The 19,647-nt window shown below is 59.0% G+C and carries 19 protein-coding genes; 3 read left to right on the forward strand and 16 right to left on the reverse strand.

Features of this window, described 5'->3' with window-relative positions; genetic code table 11:
- Positions 1–7: 7 nt before the first annotated feature.
- The 4 genes from astA (IEX44_RS08910) to IEX44_RS08925 form a co-directional block, all read right to left on the reverse strand.
- Positions 8–1,036: an arginine N-succinyltransferase gene (gene astA / locus IEX44_RS08910; protein WP_188691995.1), complete on the reverse strand. Its 1,029-nt coding sequence runs from the start codon at positions 1,034–1,036 to the stop codon at positions 8–10.
- Positions 1,033–2,070 (reverse strand): arginine N-succinyltransferase, encoded by a 1,038-nt coding sequence (gene astA / locus IEX44_RS08915; protein ID WP_188691998.1) that lies wholly within the window; start codon positions 2,068–2,070, stop codon positions 1,033–1,035. Before astA (IEX44_RS08915) ends, astA (IEX44_RS08910) begins: the two co-directional genes overlap by 4 nt.
- A gap of 166 nt (positions 2,071–2,236) precedes the next feature.
- Entirely contained in the window at positions 2,237–3,457 is a 1,221-nt protein-coding gene (locus tag IEX44_RS08920) for an aspartate aminotransferase family protein (protein WP_188692001.1), read from the reverse strand.
- A 103-nt stretch (positions 3,458–3,560) separates the two neighbouring features.
- Positions 3,561–4,523: a GlxA family transcriptional regulator gene (locus IEX44_RS08925; protein WP_188692004.1), complete on the reverse strand. Its 963-nt coding sequence runs from the start codon at positions 4,521–4,523 to the stop codon at positions 3,561–3,563.
- Positions 4,524–5,093: 570 nt separating this feature from the next.
- Here IEX44_RS08925 and IEX44_RS08930 point away from each other — a divergent pair.
- Positions 5,094–5,567, forward strand: a complete 474-nt coding sequence (locus IEX44_RS08930) for an Lrp/AsnC family transcriptional regulator (protein WP_188692007.1) — start codon at positions 5,094–5,096, stop codon at positions 5,565–5,567.
- A gap of 10 nt (positions 5,568–5,577) precedes the next feature.
- Here IEX44_RS08930 and IEX44_RS08935 read toward each other — a convergent pair whose 3' ends face one another.
- From IEX44_RS08935 to IEX44_RS08985, 11 genes are all read right to left on the reverse strand, one after another.
- Positions 5,578–6,486: a LysR substrate-binding domain-containing protein gene (locus tag IEX44_RS08935; RefSeq protein WP_188692010.1), complete on the reverse strand. Its 909-nt coding sequence runs from the start codon at positions 6,484–6,486 to the stop codon at positions 5,578–5,580.
- A gap of 62 nt (positions 6,487–6,548) precedes the next feature.
- A complete protein-coding gene (locus IEX44_RS08940; protein WP_188692013.1) occupies positions 6,549–7,787 on the reverse strand; it encodes a cytosine permease in 1,239 nt (412 codons plus the stop codon).
- Positions 7,788–7,822: 35 nt separating this feature from the next.
- Positions 7,823–8,218 (reverse strand): allophanate hydrolase-related protein, encoded by a 396-nt coding sequence (locus IEX44_RS08945; RefSeq protein WP_188692016.1) that lies wholly within the window; start codon positions 8,216–8,218, stop codon positions 7,823–7,825.
- Between the two features lie 34 nt (positions 8,219–8,252).
- Positions 8,253–9,224, reverse strand: coding sequence for a carbamate kinase (locus tag IEX44_RS08950; RefSeq protein WP_188692018.1), 972 nt, complete (start codon positions 9,222–9,224; stop codon positions 8,253–8,255).
- Positions 9,221–10,648 carry a YlbE family protein gene (locus IEX44_RS08955; RefSeq protein ID WP_188692021.1) on the reverse strand — a complete coding sequence of 476 codons (1,428 nt, stop codon included), beginning with the start codon at positions 10,646–10,648 and terminating at the stop codon, positions 9,221–9,223. Before IEX44_RS08955 ends, IEX44_RS08950 begins: the two co-directional genes overlap by 4 nt.
- A 12-nt stretch (positions 10,649–10,660) precedes the next feature.
- Entirely contained in the window at positions 10,661–12,196 is a 1,536-nt protein-coding gene (gene fdrA / locus IEX44_RS08960; RefSeq protein WP_188692025.1) for an acyl-CoA synthetase FdrA, read from the reverse strand.
- A 32-nt stretch (positions 12,197–12,228) separates the two neighbouring features.
- Positions 12,229–13,080 carry an oxamate carbamoyltransferase subunit AllH family protein gene (locus IEX44_RS08965; protein WP_188692028.1) on the reverse strand — a complete coding sequence of 284 codons (852 nt, stop codon included), beginning with the start codon at positions 13,078–13,080 and terminating at the stop codon, positions 12,229–12,231.
- A 12-nt stretch (positions 13,081–13,092) separates the two neighbouring features.
- On the reverse strand, positions 13,093–13,761 hold the full coding sequence (locus IEX44_RS08970; RefSeq protein WP_188692031.1) for a cysteine hydrolase family protein: 669 nt from the start codon (positions 13,759–13,761) through the stop codon (positions 13,093–13,095).
- A gap of 270 nt (positions 13,762–14,031) precedes the next feature.
- A complete protein-coding gene (locus IEX44_RS08975; protein WP_188692035.1) occupies positions 14,032–14,541 on the reverse strand; it encodes a DUF1993 domain-containing protein in 510 nt (169 codons plus the stop codon).
- Positions 14,542–14,702: 161 nt separating this feature from the next.
- The gene (locus tag IEX44_RS08980) at positions 14,703–15,320 is read right to left on the reverse strand and encodes a DNA-3-methyladenine glycosylase I (protein ID WP_188692038.1); all 618 of its coding nucleotides are present in this window, start codon (positions 15,318–15,320) and stop codon (positions 14,703–14,705) included.
- Between the two features lie 106 nt (positions 15,321–15,426).
- The gene (locus tag IEX44_RS08985; RefSeq protein ID WP_188692040.1) at positions 15,427–16,488 is read right to left on the reverse strand and encodes a purine-nucleoside phosphorylase; all 1,062 of its coding nucleotides are present in this window, start codon (positions 16,486–16,488) and stop codon (positions 15,427–15,429) included.
- Positions 16,489–16,754: 266 nt separating this feature from the next.
- On the opposite strand from IEX44_RS08985, the gene IEX44_RS08990 reads away from it, so the two are divergent.
- Positions 16,755–17,414: a Rossmann-fold NAD(P)-binding domain-containing protein gene (locus tag IEX44_RS08990; RefSeq protein WP_188692043.1), complete on the forward strand. Its 660-nt coding sequence runs from the start codon at positions 16,755–16,757 to the stop codon at positions 17,412–17,414.
- Positions 17,415–17,494: 80 nt separating this feature from the next.
- On the opposite strand, the gene IEX44_RS08995 is transcribed toward IEX44_RS08990, so the two are convergent.
- Positions 17,495–18,412: a TauD/TfdA dioxygenase family protein gene (locus tag IEX44_RS08995; RefSeq protein ID WP_229678849.1), complete on the reverse strand. Its 918-nt coding sequence runs from the start codon at positions 18,410–18,412 to the stop codon at positions 17,495–17,497.
- Positions 18,413–19,018: 606 nt separating this feature from the next.
- On the opposite strand from IEX44_RS08995, the gene IEX44_RS09000 reads away from it, so the two are divergent.
- Positions 19,019–19,561: a Csu type fimbrial protein gene (locus IEX44_RS09000; protein ID WP_188692045.1), complete on the forward strand. Its 543-nt coding sequence runs from the start codon at positions 19,019–19,021 to the stop codon at positions 19,559–19,561.
- The last annotated feature ends 86 nt before the right edge of the window (positions 19,562–19,647 follow it).

The raw sequence follows: 19,647 nt of genomic DNA on the forward strand, positions 1-19,647 counted from the left end.
ATGAGAATCAGCGCGGCGCCGGGTTCAGCGTCATGGCCCGCACAGAACTACCCGCTGTGACATGCAGCGCGGCGGCTTGTTCGGGCGTCAGGGGCAGCACGCCGTTGTGTGGCACGCTGCGGGTGAGCATGACGCGGAAATCCGCCAGCTCACTATTGGCGACAATCCAGCGGGTGTCGGAGGTCGCCGGGGAATCGGTTATCTCAATGGTATAAAGCGCGCTGTCATGCATCACGCGCAGGCTGTCGATGCGTGCTTCCAGCACCGGGCCGCCTTCAAAGATATCGATATGTTGCTCGGCGCGCAGGCCTTCGCTTTCCAGCAGGCGGCGGGCGGGCTCGGTGTCGATATGCGTTTTACCGATACAGGCGCGGGCGTCTTCGGGCAGAAAATCCACATACACCGGGTAGCGCGGCATCAATTCGGCGAGGAATGACTTCTTGCCCTGTGCCACCAGTTGATCGGCCTCGTTGAAACCAATGCGGTAGAAATGGGCACCCAGGGCTCGCCAGAACGGGGATTCGCCGTGTTCATCAAAATGGCCGCGCATTTCGGCACACAAGTGTTCAGAGAAACGTGCCGGGAACTGGGCAATAAACATGAAGCGGGATTTGGACAACAACGCGCCGTTGCCATTCACGCGCCAGTCCGGGCTGAGGAATAGCGTGCATAGCTCGGAATACCCGGTCAGGCCGTGCGACATGTGGAGTTTATCCATGCGCGTATACAGGCCCATCTCGCGGCTTGCATGCACAAACGTGTCCATGCGGTAGGTGTAGAAGGGTTGTTCCAGGCCGACGGCGACTTCCAGTCCGCACACACCCACGGCAGCGCCCGTGCTGGTGTCTTCCATCATGAAGAGATAGCCCTGATCGGCCAGCGCGGCAACGCCTTCTACCGTACGCTGCACGCGGTCCAGCCGCGCACCCTGGACGTCCCGGTCGGGCTTGAGCGTGGTCATGCCGGGGCCGGCCTTGTTGGCCAGATCAATCAACGCGTCCAGATCAGCCGGAGTGCAAAGTCGCATCACGATCATGCGGGCAGCCCTCCCACCGGGGCGCAGCGCACCAGATCGCCCTCCTGGATGTCCAGCAAATCAAACACCTCTGGCGGCAGAGTGAGTGTCGCGGGCGGCGTTTCTGGCAGCATCACGATCACGCATCTGAAGTCGGTGGTGTACAGATTGCTCACCAGCCACGGCATGCTGCCGGCATCTACCTTGCCACGCGTGGCATGGCGTACGCTGCCCAGCCGTGCGGACTGGCAGACATCCAGCACACCGGTCAGCACCGGGCCGGCATCGAAAATATCGACAAACTTGTCGGGCTCCAGCCCTTCTGCCAGGTGGCATTCATAGTTGGGCAGGGCATCGGTATGTGGCTCACCCATGACGCGCTGGGCATCTTCAGACAACAGCGGTACGTAGAGCGGATCAACCGGCATCATCTCGGCGATGAAGGTGCGGCTACGCCCGCCGGATTCGATCTCCATCTGCTTGAAATCACGCTTGAAGAACTTGTAGCCGACACCTTCCCAGAAAGGAGAATGGCCTTGCGCGTCGGTGATGCCAGGCAGCACGGCGAAGATTTCGTGGGTAAAGCGTTCGCGGTGCTGCGCGGCAAACAAAATGCGCGCTCGCGACAACAAGTGCGCCGCCAGCGCGCTGTGTTGCTGGGTGGCGTGATCGACATAGAAACCGGTCAGCCGTGTACGACCGGTCATTTCGTGCGAGAGCACCAGTGCATGCACGCGGTGATTGACCTTGAGTGCACGGGAGGCATGCACGACCACTTCATTGCGGAATACGTAAAAGGGCTCAGAGAACCCGGCCATGGCGACAATGCTGGCGGTGCCATGCAAGCGGCCAGTGACCGAGTCTTCCAGCACAAACAAGTAGGTTTCTTCACCGGGGTATTCGATATCGCTTTCCAGCGAATCGATGGAGTGCTGCACATGCTGCGCCAGCCGTTGGTGATCAGGCGGCAAGGAATGCAGCACCGGGCCGGTTTCGCGCGCCATGTGCTCCAGTTCTTCCAGGTCTGACGGTTTGCCGGGGCGGACAAACAGCATGGCGGCTCCAATGGGGGTAGATGTTGTTGGTTTTTTATGATTGTAGTTGCCTGGCACCGTTCTCTGTGACGGTGTTACACAGGCAAACCGCGCGACGGTGGTCGCGTCGCGCGGTGTTGAAACCCGGCGCGGGTAGCAGCGGGTTTGCCATCTCAATGGGTGTCGATCAGGCGGTTTGCGTCACTTGCGCGGCAATCTCTGCGACGGCCAGTTCGAAACGCTTCAGGCCTTCGTTCAGGTCTGCCACCGGGATCACCAGCGACGGCGCAAAGCGCACGACGTTGGTCCCGGCCACCAGCGTCACCAGACCGTGTTTTGCCGCGGCGTTCAGCACATCTTTGGCTTTGCCGTGCAGCGCGGGGATCAGTTCTGCGCCAATCAACAAGCCCTGGCCACGAATGTCGGTAAACACGTGATGTTTCTGGTTGATGGCTTTCAAACCATCGACCAGCCAGTGATGGCGCTGCTTAACACCGGCCAGGGTTTCCGGGCGGCTGACGATCTCGATCACCTTGTCGGCCACCGCGCAGACCAGCGGGTTGCCGCCGTAGGTAGAACCGTGTGTGCCGACGACGAAGGTGGCGGCAATCTCTTTGGTGGTCAGCATGGCGCCAATCGGCAAGCCGTTTCCCAGCGCTTTGGCGCTGGTCAGGATATCCGGCGTCACGCCGTATTCCATATAGCTGAACAGCGAGCCTGAGCGGCCCACGCCAATCTGCACTTCATCAAAAATCAGCAGTGCGCCGTGTTTGTCACACAGTTCACGCAGCTTTTGCAGATACGCTTTGCTGGCGGGCGTAATGCCGCCTTCGCCCTGTACGGGCTCAACAATGACCGCCGCCGTTCCCCAGTGAATGGTGGCTTCTGCAGCGGCAATGTCGTTGAACTGGATATGCGCCAGGTTACCTGGCAGCGGGCCAAAACCTTCGGTGTACTTGGGCTGGCCGCCGACCGACACGGTAAACAGTGTGCGACCGTGAAAAGACTGCTTGCAGGAAACAATCTGCGTTTTTTCCGGGTTGCGATCCACCGCGTATTTGCGCGCCAGCTTGAGCGCGGCTTCGTTGGCTTCAGCGCCGGAATTGCAGAAAAACACCCGTTCGGCAAAGGTGGTTTCGGTCAGGCGGCGGGCCAAACGCAGCGCGGGTTCGTTGGTATGCGTGTTCGACAAATGCCACAGATGATCGACCTGATCATGCAGCACGGCGGTCAACTCCGGATGACGGTGACCCAGGCTGGTGACCGCAATACCGCAGGCGAAATCGATATATTCCTTGCCGTCTTGATCGGTCAACCGCGAACCCAGGCCGGATACCGGAATGAACGCGGCCGGTGCGTAATTGGGCACCATCACTTCATCAAAGGTTTTACGGGTTACGGCAGACATGGAAACACTCCGGATCGAACGGGATAAAGGAGTGCTCATTCTAGGGCGGGGTCAAAAACGACAATTGCGTGGGAACGACAGGCATCTGCGTGTTTGAGACAGATCAAATATGAGTGGAACGCGCATCGCCCAATGTCTTGAACCGCTCCTCCCGTGGCGCCATGCCGAAATGCCCGCGGTACACGGTGGAGAAATGCGCGCCGGAAGAGAACCCGCACAACAAGCCAATCTGGATCACCGATTTACCAGTGGTGCGCAGCAAATGGCGCGCGTGTTCCAGCCGCAATTGCAGGTAATAGCGCGTCGGCGCCATGTCCAGATGCTGCTTGAACAAGCGCTCTAGCTGGCGACGCGATTGCCCGGTCAGACGTGCCAGTTCATCGGTGGTCAGCGGTTCTTCAAGATTGGCTTCCATCAGCATCACGGCTTCAGTGATCCGTGGCTGTTTCTCGCCCAGCCGCGCCAACAAAGGCACGCGCTGGCGATCTTCGCCGTTGCGGATGCGTTCCATGGACAGGGCACTGGCAATGGCTTCGGTCAGCACCGTACCCTGTTGCCGGCCAATCAGCGCCAGCAGGCCGTCAATCAAGGCCACGCCATCGCCACAGGTAAAACGGTCCCGATCCAGCTCAAATACATGCTGCGTGGCAATAACCTTCAAAAAGCGCTCGTTGAACGCGGGCAGATGCGGCCAGTGCAGCGTGGCGCGGTAGCCATTGAGCAAACCGGCCTGCGCCAACCACCAGGCGCCAGTCCCAAGCCCGCCCAGAAGCGGCTGGTTCGCACGTTGTTGCAAGGCGTTGCAGAGCGCGTCGGCCTTGCCAATGCCATCGCTCAGAACCAGTAGTGCTTCATGTGGCTGGATACTCTGGATAGCCCCGGTCACGGCCAGCGGCAGGTTGTTTTCCAGCATAACCGGCGCACCATCGGCAGACACAAAGCGCACCTCATACAGCGGTACTGCCGCGTGACGATTGGCCTCGGCAAACACGCGCGTCACAGCGCCCACCTGCAGCAAAGTGCACGGCGGAACCAGCAACACGGCAATGTGGGCGGGCAAATTCATCGGACCAGGTCTGAACCCAAGCAGGCGCGCAACCAGGGTGGCAGGCGCAAGGTGTGCGGATGGTTTCAGTAAAGCACGCGGGCGGCAATGCGGGGTTTTGGCGGGGTGGTGGCGCGGTTCAGGCCAATGTCATGGAGTGTGATCTACAAATTTCTTTTTATTTCAGATGCTTATGTTGATGGTGTGGCCAGAAAAGCCATCAAGGCAAGACAGGGCGGACTTCCCGCTTTGGCAAGTTCTTGTCGCTTTTGCGAAATAGCTTTTACCGCACCGACCAGAGAATCAGGCCGACACAATCCATCATCCCCGTTGAATGCAACGCGCGGCAGTGGGTTGGCCTGCGCTCATCCTGCCGGCGATCATAACGCCGGGCTCGCCGCCGGGGCCGCTTGTGGCGGGCCGGTTGCGCCAGCAGACGTGATGATCCGGTGGCTGGCGCGGGGCGTGACAGTACAGAAAATATACCAGGGCGGACGCTGAAAAGGCTTTCTGATTTGGGGTGATTTGGTACCGTAAGCAGAAGAATATTTCTGATAATATGCATTGATAGAAACATTCTTCAGAAAAGCCATGAACTCACGCAATCGCCTGCTGGATCAGCAAGACCGCAAGATACTGCGCGCCCTGCAACAGAACGCGCGCCTTTCCAATGCAGAACTGGCCGAACAGGTTGGCATGAGTGCTACCGCCTGCTGGAACCGCACCCGGCAACTGGAAACAGACGGCTATATCAGCGGCTACGTCGCGCTCATCGATCAGAAGAAACTGGGCTTCGCCGACATCGTGCTGGTGGAAATCACCCTGGATAGCCACGAAGAAAACACGCTGATCCGCTTTGGCGAAGAACTGGCTGCCCTGCCCGAAGTGCTGGAAGCGCATCTGGTCTCTGGCGAGTACGACTACCTGGTGAAACTGGCGGTGGACGGCACGGCAGGATACGAGCGCTTTCTGCGCGAGAAGCTCTACCGGATCTCTGGCATCCGCCATAGCCGGTCGATGTTTGCGCTGCGGTGTATGAAGAGTATTCCGTCGGTGCAGGTGTGATACCGCTGGCTTAATCCTGACCACACAATTGCCGCCGTCGTTCCGGGCGCAGCAAATAATCCACGCACCATTGCCGGACGCGGCCCATGCCGTCCGGGCGCCAGGCCAGGAAGAGGTGAGTGGCGTGTTTTTGCTCTTCTACCGTGCGGACCACAAGGCGCCCGGCATGAACGGGGCCGGCAGCGAGGTGGCGGGGGATATAGCCGATACCTGAGCCTGCTTCGATCAGTGCAATGGCAACGCCAAAACCGGGCACAAACAAAGGTTTTTGGGCGTCCAGGAGCCACGCTTGCTGTGGACTGAAGTTGATTGAAGTATCGCGGATGCAGATGGCTGGATATTTGCGCAGTTCATGCGTGCGCAAGGGGGTGGGTACGCAGGCGAGTGGGTGGCGCGGACTGAGGACGAAATCCCATTCCATCTTGCCCAGGGGCTCGCTGACGATGCCTTCGGGGTAAGGCACGGCGTGCGGCGCACCGATGACCAGATCGACCCGTTTGCTGTACAGCGCATCCCAGCAGCCGTTGTAGACCTCACGCTGGAGCACTGGCTGGGTGGTGGGGAAGGCTTCTTCAAAAGACTGGATCAGGGTGACAAGCACATTTTGCGGAATGATGTTGTTCACGGCGATTCGCAGCTCGCGCTCGATGCCTTCGTACACCAGCAGCGTATTGCGCTGCAGGGCGTCCATGTCGTCGATGATGTTTTTGCTGTGGCGGATGAAATATTCGCCCGCTTCGGTCAGGCAGATATGGCTGCCGCGCCGTTCAAACAGCGTGGCACCGAGGGCTTCTTCCAGCTTTTTGACGGTGTAACTGATGGCCGAGGGCACCTTGTTGATGCGGTCCGCAGCGGCGGTAATGTTCTGATATTTGGCTACAAGACGCACAATGCGCAGGGTTTCGCTGGAGATAAACATCAATGTTCTGACCGGGCATAAAAAAACCCGCACAGCGTGCGGGTTTTGCAGGGCAGCGTCGATCAGACATTGGCCAAAGCAGGACGAGTGGTCAATCTGGCCAGAAGGGCATAGCCAGCAAAAGCCACCAGGATTGAATCTACTGAAGGAATGCTGGTGAGGGTGAACAAGCCCTTGACCGTCATGAAGCCCACGACAGAGGCCAGCAGCCAGATCGCGAACGTGGTCAGCTTGATGGCCGGATCACGCTTGAGGGCGGCTTCGTCGTAACCGTTGCGGCGGCAGAACAGAAAGTCTGCAATATAAATGCCGGCAACCGGCGGCGTGGCCACCCCGAGGAACAGCAAGAACGGAATGAACCAGTTCATGATGTCCATGCTGCCCACAATGACGGCCAGGATACCCAGCGCGACGGTAATCTGCCACTTGGGAAAGCGCGTCAGCAAGGTAGACACCACCAACGTGCCCTGGAACATGTTGCCTGCGTTACCGGTGACTGTTGCGAAGATCAGCAATAGCGCGGTGGGCAGGACAGCGCCAAACATGGCCATGGCGGCCAGTAGTGAGCCCTGGCCGGTCAGCGAACTAGGCGTGGCGCCAATCCAGTACAGCAGCGGGTAGGCCACGAAGAAGGTGAGCACGGCGGCAATCAGTGCGTGTTTGCGGTTATGCACAAAGGCGCCGAAGTCCGGCAGGGTGGCGACCAGCACTATGATGGTTCCGACCACTGACGACACGGCCACGCCCACGTTCATGCCATGCACGGCGGCGGGGGCGGCAACGCTGCCGGTTTTGGCCACGTACAGAACGTAGCAGGCCATCAGCGCGATGACCGGCACGGCAAACTGCGCGACCTTCCCCAGAATGGCAAAGCCAAAGGCTGTAGAAGCCACGAATATGGCGCAGCCGATCGCAACCAGCACAGATACCGGCACGCTAATGCCGTAACCGGCTAACAGATCATGGACGGAGTGCCCGAACATACTGGCGGTGACGGCAATCCAGCCAAACAGGCTGACCGCCATCAAGACGTTAATGGCAATGGCGCCGCGCTCGCCAAACGGGTATTTCACAATCCCGTAAGTCGGCAGACGGGCTTTCTCGCCCACGCAGATAGTCATGCCGGCGAGGATGGTCAGGATCAGACCCCCCAGGCCAACCACGGTCATCAGGTCTGAACTGGCCAACTGGCTGCCCAGACTGGAGGAGGACAACAGCACCGGTGTGACGGCAATCCCCAGCAGGATCATGGCGATCTTGTAGCCAGGGGCGGTGTTTAAAGCTGGATCGGTCTTGCGCATTTTCCGCTTCCTTCAAGGTTTGATGATCAAACTGATCAGGCGATGTGGTGATGGCCTGTGTAAGCACGCCAGCCGCCGGTGGCAGTGATTTCGCGCTGGCCTTCTACCAGCCACGGTTCGGCCAGCACACCCAGCATTTCTTCGCCGTTTTCCAGCTTGACCTTGCCGATGGAGAGGCCGGCCGGCTCGTTGGAAAGCACCGTGGCAAAGGCATCCAGCGGCAGCGACCAGACTTCCAGCGCCACATGGGCACCGCCTTCGGTTACGCGGATCATGCCTGGGTGGCGATCGTTGATACTCCACACGCGGTAGTGCGCGTCAGTACGGTCTTCACGCACAAAGGTGCCGCCGACGTTGGTCAGATTGGGGTTGAGCCCCAGGCCGCGCATCAGGGTGCCGTTCACGGCGAGCAGGGTTGTTTTTTTGGTCATGGTTTACCTTTGTATCGGGCTGGAAATCGGATGATCAGGCGCTGATCCAGGTGCCGGTGCGGCCTTCCAGCGCGTTGAGAATGCATTCCGGGCTGGTGATCAGACCCTGGGCGGTTTTGCCATGGGCACGGGCTTGCGCCACAAAACCGGCAATGGCTTCCACTTTGGGTTGCATGCTGCCTGCGCCCAGTTCGCCGCTGGCAATCAGCGTGTCGGCTTGTTCCAGGGTGAGGCGGTCCAGCCATTGCTGGTCTGGCTTGCCAAAGCGGATCGCCACTTGGGCTACGCCGGTGGGGATCAGCAACAGGTCTGCACCCAGTTGACCAGCCAGCAAGGCAGAGGCGCGGTCTTTGTCGATCACGGCTTCTACCCCTTGCAACTGACCGGACGCATCACGCACAACCGGAATACCGCCGCCGCCGCAGGCAATGACCACGGCACCGCTATCGAGCAGTTTGCTGATGACCGCGCTTTCCACAATTTCTTGCGGCTGGGGCGAGGCCACAGTGCGGCGCCAGCCACGGCCTGAATCAGCCATGATGGTCCAGCCCAGTTCGGCGGCACGGGCTTTGGCGGTGGCTTCATCCATAAATGCGCCTACCGGTTTATCCGGCTTGGCGAAGGCCGGATCTGCCGGGCTGACGCGGGTTTGTGTGACTACGCTGACCACCGGTTGCAACAGGCCACGCTGCGCCAGAGCGTTGCCCAACGCACGCTGGAACATGTAGCCGATGGCGCCCTGGGTATCGCCCACGGCGTAATCCAGTGGCACCGGGTTGACTTCACTGGCGGCCAGCTCGGACCGGCGCAGGATAAAGCCCACTTGCGGGCCATTACCGTGGGTGATGACCACACGCCAGCCTGCGCCGATCAGGTCGGCAATGTGTTCAACCGTCGCGGTTACTGCCGCAGCCTGGTCGGGAATACTGGTGTGCGCGTCGTCGCGGATCAGCGCGTTGCCGCCAACCGCAATCACGGCCAGGGGTTTGTTGGCTTGCTGGCTCATTGTTGGCCTTCCTCATACTGTTGAATGCGTTCGGCCAGTGCTTTGATCGCTTCGGTAAAGCCGGGCATGGGGGCCGTGGTGATCCCGGCGCCAATCTGGCCAACGCCAGGCTCTTTGTGGGCAATGCCGGTGTTGATAATGGGCAGGATGTTGCGGTCAACCACTTTGCGGATATCAATGCCGGCTGCGGTCGGGGCAAAGTTCAGCGCTGGCAGGGTAAACGCCGGGTTGCTGCCGATGGTGATGCTCTGCATGCGCAGGCTGTTGGCAGTGGCATCGGCCGGGGTGCCGCCGACAAACTTGACGATGGCCGGGGACGAGGCCATGGCAAAGCCGCCCAGGCCTGCGGTTTCGGTAATGGCGCTGTCACCCAGGTCGGCAGCGGCATCGGCCACGCCATAACCGGGGAAGAACAAGCCTTCGACCGGGTTGGCTGGCGCCTGGAACCATTGATCACCCGTGCCGGATACGCGGATGCCGAAATTGACGCCGTTGCGCGCCATAACCGACACCATGCTGCTGAACGGCACGTTGGCCGCGGCATCCATCATCGCCTTGGAGGCCGCCATGGACAGGTTCAGGAAGAAGTGATCGTTGCCGACAATAAAATTGACCACGGTTTGCAAGGTGGAGAGCGGCATGCTGGTTTGCAGCAAAGCAGGCAGCAAACGCTTGATCAACAGACCGGTCGCGGCGGCATTGCGGTTGTGGACTTCATCGCCCATGTGCAGGGCTTGCGCCATCAAGGGCTTGAGTTCGACCTCACCCAGTTGGCGCACGGCAGCTTGCATGGCCGGGGCCAGCTCGTTGCGCATCCAGTGCAGGCGTTGCAGCACTTCGTCGTTGTTGGCGCCAAAACGCAGTACCTTGCCCAGGCCTTCGTTGAAGTTGCTGAAGGTGCGCTGGTCGTTGGTTTTGTTCTGGATTACCCACAACGGCATGGATGGGCTGATGATGCCGGCCATGGGGCCGACGGCGCCGTAATGGTGGCAAGGTTCCAGGGCCACGCCGCCACTGCGTGCCATTTGCTCGGCCGCTGCATGATCGCTCGCCCAGCCTTCAAACAGGATTGCGCCAATGATTGCGCCACGCACCGGGCCGCACATATCGTCCCACGAAATAGGTGGGCCAGCATGCAAGATCAGTTTGTGCTCGGCCATGGCCGGAATGGCTTCACGGGCAGGTAGCACGTCAACCAGCACGGGCTGGGCCGCCAGGTATTGATCCATGGCTTGTTTGTTGGCGGCTTCCACCAGCGGGTGGTTCAGCAAACGGGCCAGTGCCAGCCCGGCGGTAATATCGCCCTGGGCAGGCGGTTGCCAGTTCAGATGGGTGACTTCGCCGCCAGCGTGGCGGATGTTGTCGGCAAAGCCGGCCAGGCCAGCGTTGATGACGTTCAGCGGTTGGCTAAACAGGGTATTCATGGTGTTTTCCTCTTACCGGTTGGCCTGTTGGCGAGCAATTTTACTGGCCCAGACGGCGGCTTCGGCATTGCTGCCAGCCACCAGCACGCCAGCGGCGCGCAGGGCATCGACCTGACGCTGACGTACTTGCGGGTCAGCCTCTGTGCCGCAGACAAGCGCCACCAGTACGGGGCCGCGCGGGGCGCTTTGCAGGGCTTGCAACAGGGCATCAGCCGGGGCGGCGGCAGCGCCATAACCCAACACCAGATCAAACAGCACCACGGCGGTGGCCGGGTCTGCCATGTCGGACAAAATGCGGGCGTTGCGCAGGGTGGGGTCGATCATCGGATGCGGGCGACCACGGGTGTAGGCGTCATCGCCCATATCCACTACGGTGTGACCATGACCGGTCCACAGATCGGCCAGTGTCTTGTTACCGGCGACTGGCGTATTGGAGGAAGCCACAAAACCGGCTTGCTGACAGATCAACTGGGCTTCAAAGCAGAAGGTGCCCCCGGCAAATACGCCACGGATGTCCTTGCGGCTGGCGGGGAGTACCGCGCACAGAGCGGTCAGTTTTGCGGCGTCGGCATCGGCCAGGCGGGCAATACTGGCTGGTGCGGGCTGATTGTGCAGTTTGGCAACGGCGACTTCGGCGGCATCGCCCAGCGTGTGGGCAAAAGTGATGCCCTGCGGTGCCAGGGCGTCACGCGGGGCACCCAGGAAGTGCACCACCACCGGTTTACCGGCGGCGCTGGCGCGAGCCATGATTTTGTCTGCGACGGCTGGTGCTGGCGGTTTGGAGACGAGCACGATCACCTTGGTGGCGGCGTCTTCAATCAGCGCTTGCAGGCCGTATAGCATGGAAATGCCACCGACTTCTTCGTGCAGGTCATGCCCGCCCGTACCCAGCGCCTGAGAAACGCCTTCGCCCAACTGGTCGATCCGGCAGGTCACTTCTTGCAGACCGGTGCCGGAGGCCGCAACAACGCCAATCGCGCCGCGTTTGACCACGTTGGCAAAACCCAGCGGAATACCGTTGATGATGGCGGTGCCGCAATCTGGCCCCATCACAATGCGGTTCTTCCGGTTGGCCAGTTGCTTGATCTCTACTTCCTGCGCCATGGGCACGTTATCGCTGAACATCATGACGTTCAAGCCCAGTTGCAATGCCTTGATGGCTTCTGCCGCAGCGTAATCACCCGGGACAGAAATCAGCGCAAGGCTGGCTTCCGGCATGGTTTCCACGCCCATCGCCAGGCTTGCCGGCGCCACTTTGCGGATGTCACCTTCATCACTGGCCGGTTTGGCGGTCAGTCGGGTTTGTGCCAGTTCCAATGCGGTATCGCACGCGGCGGCCGCGCCCCGCACGGCAATGATCAGATCATTGGGGCCGGCTTTGAAGTCCTGGCCCAAGCCAGCATCTTGCAGCTGGATGATGTTGGCGGGCGTACCCATGACGACGGAAGCTTGTTCAATGCCATCCAGCCCGGCAATCTGCGCTGAAATTTGCATCAGCGAGACCGAGTCCTGGTACATGTTCGGGAATATCCGATTTCTAATATTCATAAATTGCAATTCCTTGTATTTCTGATTTCCTGTTAATCCAGGCAATACGGCGTAATGGCACGCAGGCCATGTAAAAAACCGGCCAGCGTGCTTAAACCAGAGGTCGCGCCATAACGCAGAAGGTGTTCTGCGCGGTGCACCAGTACGTCGGGTGGGGCGTGCTCGATCAATGCACTGCGCAATTGATGTATTGATTCTGAAAAGTGGCCCGATATTGCCAATTGCAAATAATGGGCACTGATCTGATTGGTATTCCCCAGACATTGTTTTATTTGCTGCCCGATTGCTGCGGTATGCGCAGCCAGCACTGGGCCAATGCGTTGCAGCGCGGCCAGATAACCCACCAGATAATCGTCCCCATCCGGCGTTAGCCCCTGTCCATAACCCACTAGCGCGTTGACGTTCCTGGCGGTGAGTAATGCATGCCCGCTGGCATCGGCTTGAGTGATCAGCTGGCCCAGATATTCTGGAGTCCCCGCCGCGATGCGGGTGGACACGCCTTGCAGTACTACTGCCTTGAGCAAGGCTTGTTCCAGCCGGCAACGCCGGGTATCTGCGCTAGCTTGCAGCTGCTGCGGTTGCCAGATCATCGCCGGGGTCAGGTGGCACTGCCAGCCTGGGCTATGCAACCAGCCCGCTTGCCATAGCACCGGCGCGGCGAGATCACACTGCGTGCGCCAGTCCCAACCCTCAGGCAACGTCAGGCGCATAGCGGTGGGCTGGTTGGGCGCTTCATGCGGTAATAGCGTGCATAAAGCGCCGTGGTCATCCACCAGGTTGAGTACACGCGCAAACCGGCTGTGCACCCGCCAGCCTTGCCTATGCGACGGGTCGGCCTGCAGCAGATAGCCAGCCGAGCAAACGGAAAGCGTGATACCTGGCATGGCGCAATTGCATCAGGCAGCCAGGGACTCAACGATGGACTTGGCGTCGCTCACCCAGCCAAAGATCGCGCCTTGAGCCTTGATCATTTCCAGCGCGTATTTCTGGAATTCCGGGAAGTAAGAGCCCACGCAATCTTGCGGCACAATGCATTCATAACCACGGTCATTGGCTTCACGCACAGTGGTGGTCACGCAGACTTCTGTGGTGACACCACAGACAATCAGGGTCTTGATATTGCGGTTTTGCAGCACCAGTTGCAGGTCGGTCTGATAGAACGCGCCCTTACCTGGCTTGTCGATCACTGGCTCACCGGCGATTGGGTACAGTTCCGGAATAATGTCGTGACCTTTTTCGCCGCGGACCAGAATGCGGCCCATGGGGCCAGGCTCACCTATAAAGGTTTTGCCGCCACGGGTCAGCTTGGCGGGCGGGCAGTCTGTCAGATCAGCGCGATGGCCTTCGCGGGTGTGAATCACCATGATGCCTGCGGCACGGGCGGCGGCCAGCACTTGCTGACAGGGCCCAATAGCCGAGCGGACAAAGTTCACATCGTTGCCCAAAGCTTCGCCAAAACCACCGGGCTCTACAAAATCGCGCTGCATGTCGATCATGACAAGCGCCGTCGTGGCCGAGTTGAACGGCAGGGCAAAAGGCTCGGCTTTAAATGCGGTTGATTTCATTTGCAAGACTCCTTTGTAAAATCAGGAAACATTTGTTTTTACTGATTTTAAAGAGCCTCACAGGGGCAGAGAACGGAATGATTTCTGCTTTGCGCGCAAATATTTTGATGGCGAATAGAATTTGATTTGGATTTAATTAATACAAATAAAATTCAGGCATTGGCTGATTTAAATAATCAGAAATGTATGGATGTAAGGGGTCGGTTACAAATAAAAGCAGCGGGCATATTGCCCGCTGCTTTTTCGTCGACAATCCCGATTGTCAGGCTGTCACTGACCCGCCAGGAAATCCTTCTTGCCCAGTGTTACGCCCTTGTGGCGCAGGATGTCGTAGGTGGTGGTGATGTGGAAGTAGAACTGCGGCATGGCGTAGTACAACAGGTACGTCTGGCCGTTGAATTTGCGCTCGTGTTCGGTGCCCGGACGGATGACGATTTCACGTTGCTCGCCGCCTTCAAACCGGCTGGGCTCAATGCTGCTGACGTAGGTCAGGGTTTTGTCGACCAGGGCACGCAGTTCGGCGAGGGTTTGTTCGCTGTCGTCAAAACGCGGGACTTCGCTGCTGGAAAGACGCCCGGCCATGGCTTTGGCGAAATCGCAGGCGATTTGCACCTGGCGGGTCAGCGGGAACATGTCTTCGAAAAGTTTTGCAGTAGTCAGGTCAGCGGGGTTGGATTGGGTGGCCGTCACGTGGGCTTCGGCTTTGGCCAGAATGTGATCCAGGCTGGCCAGCATTTGTTTGATAACGGGAACTGACGACGCGTAAAGCGAAATAGACATGACTGACTGCTTCCTGTTCTGGTTTTTGAATGAGACGAGTGACTGTATCTGCAGATGATCTGATTCGTCTGTCAGTGCTTGTCTGGCACGACGACACTGAATGACATGTTTCACACGGGCCTTGCGTAATAGCCAGCGGGCAGCGTGCAGAAGGCGCCGTTTTACTGCGGTACGGTAAATGCCGCGCGCGCATCCAGCGCTTTGCGGCGAGTGATGCAATCCTCGGCATGATCGTTAACGAGGCCCATCGCCTGCATCAAGGCATACATGGTGGTGGGACCCACAAAACGCCAGCCCCTTTTTTTCAGATCGCGTGACAGGGCTATGGATTCAGGCGACGTCGTCTGTTGACGAAGCCACTCTGGCGTGATCACGGCGGGGCGGCTGCCGGGTGCGGCCTCAAAGCGCCAGAAATACGCGGCCAGCGAGTTTTCTTTTTCCAGGAGTTCCAGCGCGCGCCGGGCGTTGTTGATGGTGGCTTCAATCTTGCCCCGGTGCCGCACAATGCCTGCGTCGGCTAACAGGCGCTGGATGTCTGTCTCCGCAAAGCGGGCGACCTGTTCAACCTGGAAGTTGGCAAAAGCAGCGCGGAAGGCCTCGCGTTTGCGCAAAATGGTGATCCAGGACAAGCCGGACTGAAACCCTTCAAGACACACCTTTTCAAACAGGCGCCGGTCATCATCAACCGGAAAACCCCATTCGTGATCGTGGTAATGCTGATAGTCGGCTGAACCCATGCACCATGCACAACGGGTCAGTTCGGGTAGAGCGGTGGTCATGGCAAACCTGTGGGGATCATGGAAAACCGGACATCATCCCGCGCGGCCGCCAGTGCGGCACTCCGCTTGTTGCGGTCAAACACGCGGGGTGATGGATCAATACCACTTACTGCGCGGGCACGCCGTCTTTGTAGTGGGCCCAATCGCTAACAATGGCGTGCACCAAGGGGTAACCGGCACGGTACAAGTTTTGCACGGCGGGGACAAAGCCGCCTTGTTCCTGATACTTCAACAGATTGTCGACGTCAGACATCCCATCCGGCGGGCGATCAAAATCAGAGGCCGTGCGCAGGTCGGCAATCCGGTTCAGATCAACAAGGCCAGATGCCGCACCGCGCTTAAGTGCTTCATACGTCGCGTTGTCTTCTTGCTGGGTGGTGCAATAGGTGCCTTTGCCATCCGTCATGATCCTGGTGAAATCACGCGCACGCTGCCCCAGCCGAGTACCAGAAAACCAGGTGTCGCCAGCCAGGGTGTCGCACTGGATCACCGATGGCGGCTGGTTAGCCGGGGCGTAGGTGTATTTGGCACGAAAGGCGGCGGCTTCTTTGCTGTCGACCAGTTCCACACCCTTGGACAACGCGACAGCGCGTTGCAGCAGGGTCTCGTTCAACTGGAAGACCTCGGTGCGGTAATCCAGCGGTGGTTTTTCGACAGGGGATTTGGTATTGATGCCGAGATAACCCCCTTGCCAGTCGGCCGGCGCTTCGCGAGCGTCGAGCTCCCACTGGATGCCAAAGTCCACCAGATACCGCGCCCAGGCGGCGGAACCGACTGTGCCTTGTTGCGGGTCGATACCGGCAATGCCGGCAATCAGGAAATATGTTTTTGAAAGGTCAAACTGGCGTGACCAGATGAGCGCGGACACCGAAGCGGCCGCATTGGCATGGCCCATGCCGGTGGTCATCTGGCAAATGCCATCGCTGGTGCAGCCGACCGCCGGGTAGTCAGGAGAGAATCCGGGGATGGCCACTTTGCGGTCGAACTTGAGGTGATCGTGCCAGACCTGTGCTTCGGGGCCGAACATGGAAATGATCATGACCTTGACCGGCTGGCCATGGGTTTTCGGCGCTTTGGTTTTGGCGGCAAGCGCGGAGGAACAGACCGAAGCGGCCAGGGCGGCGGCAAAGAAGGTGGATACAAGCGGGGTCAGAGCGAATCTGGGCATGCGGTGTCCATGGGGATCGGCACAGAGCCGGTTACGATGAGGTTTGCGTCAAGGCTAATCAGCGCAATGGGCCTTGGCTATGGGGTTATCGATATAGCAGGCATGCTCCTGGCGCATGGCGATCATCCACTGCGCCTGCTTGTTATGCCTTGCAAATATGCCAATGTAGATGATCCACCGTACTTTAAAAGGGCCGGTCAGTCGCCATATGGGCTACGACGATCAGCCAGATGAGGTCGGCAACCATTGCACAGGGAATCAAGCGGATGAAAGTCATGGTTTTTGGCGGCACCGGCATGTTGGGGCAAGGTGTGCTGCGCGAGTGTTTCAATGCCGCAGACGTCACGCAGATCCTGAGTGTGGGCCGCAGCCCGCTGGGCCAGTCTCACCCCAAATTGCGCGAATTGCAGGTGCCGGACGCCAGCAAACTGGCTTTGCATGAAGCCTCGCTCAGTGGTTATGACGCATGCTTCTTTTGCCTGGGTGTGTCATCCAGCGGCATGAGCGAAGCGGACTATCGCAAGATTACCCACGACTACACGCTGGCCGTGGCCACGCTGCTGGCCAGGCTAAACCCGCAAATGACGATTATCTATGTGTCTGGCGCGGGGACGGACAGTACCGAGTCTGGCCGTGTGATGTGGGCGCGGGTGAAAGGCGCGACGGAAAATGCCCTGATGGCGCTGCCGTTCAAGGGCGCCTACATGTTGCGGCCGGGCGTGATCCAGCCATTGCATGGTGCGACCTCCAAAACCAGGTCTTACCGCATGTTCTATTCACTGGCCCGGCCTGTATTGCCGGTGCTGCGCAAGCTCTTGCCCAACCAGATCAGCACGACTGAACAGATTGGCCAGGTCATGCTCAAACTGGCCCGTCAGGGCTACCCCCACAAGGTGCTGGAAAGCGCCGACATCAACCGCCTCTGAGTCCGCCGTTTGCGTGCATGAAAAAAGGCCGGGACAAGCCCGGCCAGGTGCTGATGGCGTCCTGCTCAATTCAGACAGATTCAGGCTGCGTGTTCTTGCTGCGCCTCGTCAGCGTTGGCGGCCGGGTTTGGTGTCTTGTGCAAGGTGCGGCTCTTTTCTCCATTGAGCGACACGGGTACGTTGCCGGCCACGGTCACGCGGTGCATGACGCGGTGCGCGTCGCCGTAGTCATTGATGGCGTAGTGCTGAGTGGCGCGGTTATCCCAGATCGCCACATCGCCGGCTTGCCAGCGCCAGCGGATGGTGTTCTCCAGACGGGTGACATGGCTTTGCAGCGCGGCGAAAAGGTGGTTGTAGTCATGCGTGGTCAGGCCTTTGAACTTCTGGACAAAGTGTCCCAGCAAAAGGTGGCGCTCGCCGGTTTCCGGGTGGACATGCACCACCGGGTGTTCGGTTTCATACAAGGTGGAAGTGAACACTTTGCGGTAGCGCGCCAGAGCTTCGGCACTGGCATCGGTGCGGTAAGCGGCGTAGTCATATTCGTTACTGTGGACGGCCCACAGATTGTCGGCCAGTTGGCGCAGTGGTTCAGGCAGATCGGTGTAGGCCGTGTGGGTATTGGCCCAGACCGTGTCGCCACCGGCTTCGGGCACCTTGATGGCCCGCAGGATCGAGGCCTTGGGGTAGGCGTCGACAAACGTCACGTCGGTATGCCAGCTGTTGGCGCGCCCGCCGTGGGCTGAGTCGAGTTCCAGAACGTAATCGGTGCCTTCCACGCTGGGCACTGTCGGATGGGCAACCGGATCGCCCAGCAATTGGCCAAAGGCTTGCTGGCCGGCGTCATCCAGCGTTTGCCCGCGGAAAAAGATCACCTTGTACTGACGCAATGCGTCCTTGATGGATTCAACCGTGTCGGCCGAAAGGTCGCCAGACAGTTGCACGCCACGGACTTCAGCGCCAATACGCCCGGCAACAGGGTGAAGGGTAATTTCGCTCATGATGGGTTCCTTCCTGATACGTCATTAAGAGACGGGCCCGACTGTGCCGGGCCCGGTTTATTCATGAATCAGACTGCGTTGCAAACAGCATGGAGACCGGTTTACGCCAGTAGTGTCATGGTTCTGCTCAACCGTAGTACTAGCGTCCAGTACAATCTAAACGGAATAACAAACGTTTATTAAATAATATTTTGCTATATGTGAGAAAAAACCCGGGATGTGGGAGAAAACTATTTTGTTTTCAGTGGCTTGGGTTTTTTGGGGATGAAGTGCCGCGATGAAAAATGGGCCGCTGGCAGGTCGGTTTTGACGCAGGAAAGCATCAGATCAGCGCGATGACGCGGGACGTGCAGGCATGAGCCAGTGCATCCATACTGCAGGCTAATTATTTGATTTTCACAAGTTTTTCCGTTGCAAATATACCGAATAAACATCTTCGGAACGGCGTATTTACCTGTCAAAACTTGCAGGATGAGACGAACTAGCCAGGTTTTTGCTTGCACATTGCCAACGCTGGTGCCAGAAACCGGTTATCAGACTGTTAAAAGTAGTCTGCGTGCCCGACCGCATGAAAAGCTCAGGCACAACGACTACGGGAGTTTGCTCATGTGGCGTTCCACGACAAGCATGATGATGCTGGCCACGGCCGGCCTCGGGGCGTGGAGCACGGTTGCACAGGCCGGTTCCATCACAGGTCAGATTTCAGTGGCGCTGCGGGTATCCAGTGGTTGCCAGGTCACGAACGGGGCTAGCGGTAACGACAGCATTGGTAATCTGGGCACGCTGGATTTTGGGACTGTCTCTCCCACCTGGAATAGCCCGCTGGCGGCCAATCTCTCCGGTCAGGGTACCTCCGGGCAATTGCAGGTGACCTGCGCGCCGGGCATTACAGCATTTACGGTAACGGTAGACGGTGGCCTGCGTGGCAATCGCACGTTGGGTTATGCGCAGAACACGGTGGCGTATGAAGTTTTTCAGAACCCGGCGCGTAGCGTGACTTACCCCATCGGTACGCCCAAGACATTCAATGTGCCGCAAGACGGATCAGCCGTTACGGTACCGATTTACGGCGCAGTGACGCCAAACCCGTCGACCGCCAAAGTGGCGGGGACGTATGCAGATACATTGTTGATGACGTTGAATTTTTGATTGTTCACGGTAGCGGGCGTTTGCCCGCCATACCGGCAGGGAAAACGAAAGCATGTAGGTGGCCCTTGGGGCCAGTGCGTATATCG

It is taken from the genome of Silvimonas amylolytica (genome assembly GCF_014645555.1).
GTDB lineage: Bacteria > Pseudomonadota > Gammaproteobacteria > Burkholderiales > Chitinibacteraceae > Silvimonas > Silvimonas amylolytica.

Excerpts from the sequence above, each read along its gene's own strand:
- IEX44_RS08930 (WP_188692007.1), top strand. The coding sequence starts at position 5,094 with ATGAACTCACGCAATCGCCTGCTGGATCAGCAAGACCGCAAGATACTG.
- IEX44_RS08925 (WP_188692004.1), bottom strand. The coding sequence starts at position 4,523 with ATGAATTTGCCCGCCCACATTGCCGTGTTGCTGGTTCCGCCGTGCACT.
- IEX44_RS08965 (WP_188692028.1), bottom strand. The coding sequence starts at position 13,080 with ATGCCAGGTATCACGCTTTCCGTTTGCTCGGCTGGCTATCTGCTGCAG.
- IEX44_RS08955 (WP_188692021.1), bottom strand. The coding sequence starts at position 10,648 with ATGAATACCCTGTTTAGCCAACCGCTGAACGTCATCAACGCTGGCCTG.
- IEX44_RS08920 (WP_188692001.1), bottom strand. The coding sequence starts at position 3,457 with ATGTCTGCCGTAACCCGTAAAACCTTTGATGAAGTGATGGTGCCCAAT.
- IEX44_RS08980 (WP_188692038.1), bottom strand. The coding sequence starts at position 15,320 with ATGACCACCGCTCTACCCGAACTGACCCGTTGTGCATGGTGCATGGGT.
- IEX44_RS09000 (WP_188692045.1), top strand. The coding sequence starts at position 19,019 with ATGTGGCGTTCCACGACAAGCATGATGATGCTGGCCACGGCCGGCCTC.
- IEX44_RS08940 (WP_188692013.1), bottom strand. The coding sequence starts at position 7,787 with ATGCGCAAGACCGATCCAGCTTTAAACACCGCCCCTGGCTACAAGATC.
- fdrA (WP_188692025.1), bottom strand. The coding sequence starts at position 12,196 with ATGAATATTAGAAATCGGATATTCCCGAACATGTACCAGGACTCGGTC.
- IEX44_RS08950 (WP_188692018.1), bottom strand. The coding sequence starts at position 9,224 with ATGAGCCAGCAAGCCAACAAACCCCTGGCCGTGATTGCGGTTGGCGGC.
- astA (WP_188691995.1), bottom strand. The coding sequence starts at position 1,036 with ATGATCGTGATGCGACTTTGCACTCCGGCTGATCTGGACGCGTTGATT.
- IEX44_RS08945 (WP_188692016.1), bottom strand. The coding sequence starts at position 8,218 with ATGACCAAAAAAACAACCCTGCTCGCCGTGAACGGCACCCTGATGCGC.
- IEX44_RS08970 (WP_188692031.1), bottom strand. The coding sequence starts at position 13,761 with ATGAAATCAACCGCATTTAAAGCCGAGCCTTTTGCCCTGCCGTTCAAC.
- IEX44_RS08985 (WP_188692040.1), bottom strand. The coding sequence starts at position 16,488 with ATGCCCAGATTCGCTCTGACCCCGCTTGTATCCACCTTCTTTGCCGCC.
- astA (WP_188691998.1), bottom strand. The coding sequence starts at position 2,070 with ATGCTGTTTGTCCGCCCCGGCAAACCGTCAGACCTGGAAGAACTGGAG.
- IEX44_RS08990 (WP_188692043.1), top strand. The coding sequence starts at position 16,755 with ATGAAAGTCATGGTTTTTGGCGGCACCGGCATGTTGGGGCAAGGTGTG.
- IEX44_RS08935 (WP_188692010.1), bottom strand. The coding sequence starts at position 6,486 with ATGTTTATCTCCAGCGAAACCCTGCGCATTGTGCGTCTTGTAGCCAAA.
- IEX44_RS08995 (WP_229678849.1), bottom strand. The coding sequence starts at position 18,412 with ATGAGCGAAATTACCCTTCACCCTGTTGCCGGGCGTATTGGCGCTGAA.
- IEX44_RS08975 (WP_188692035.1), bottom strand. The coding sequence starts at position 14,541 with ATGTCTATTTCGCTTTACGCGTCGTCAGTTCCCGTTATCAAACAAATG.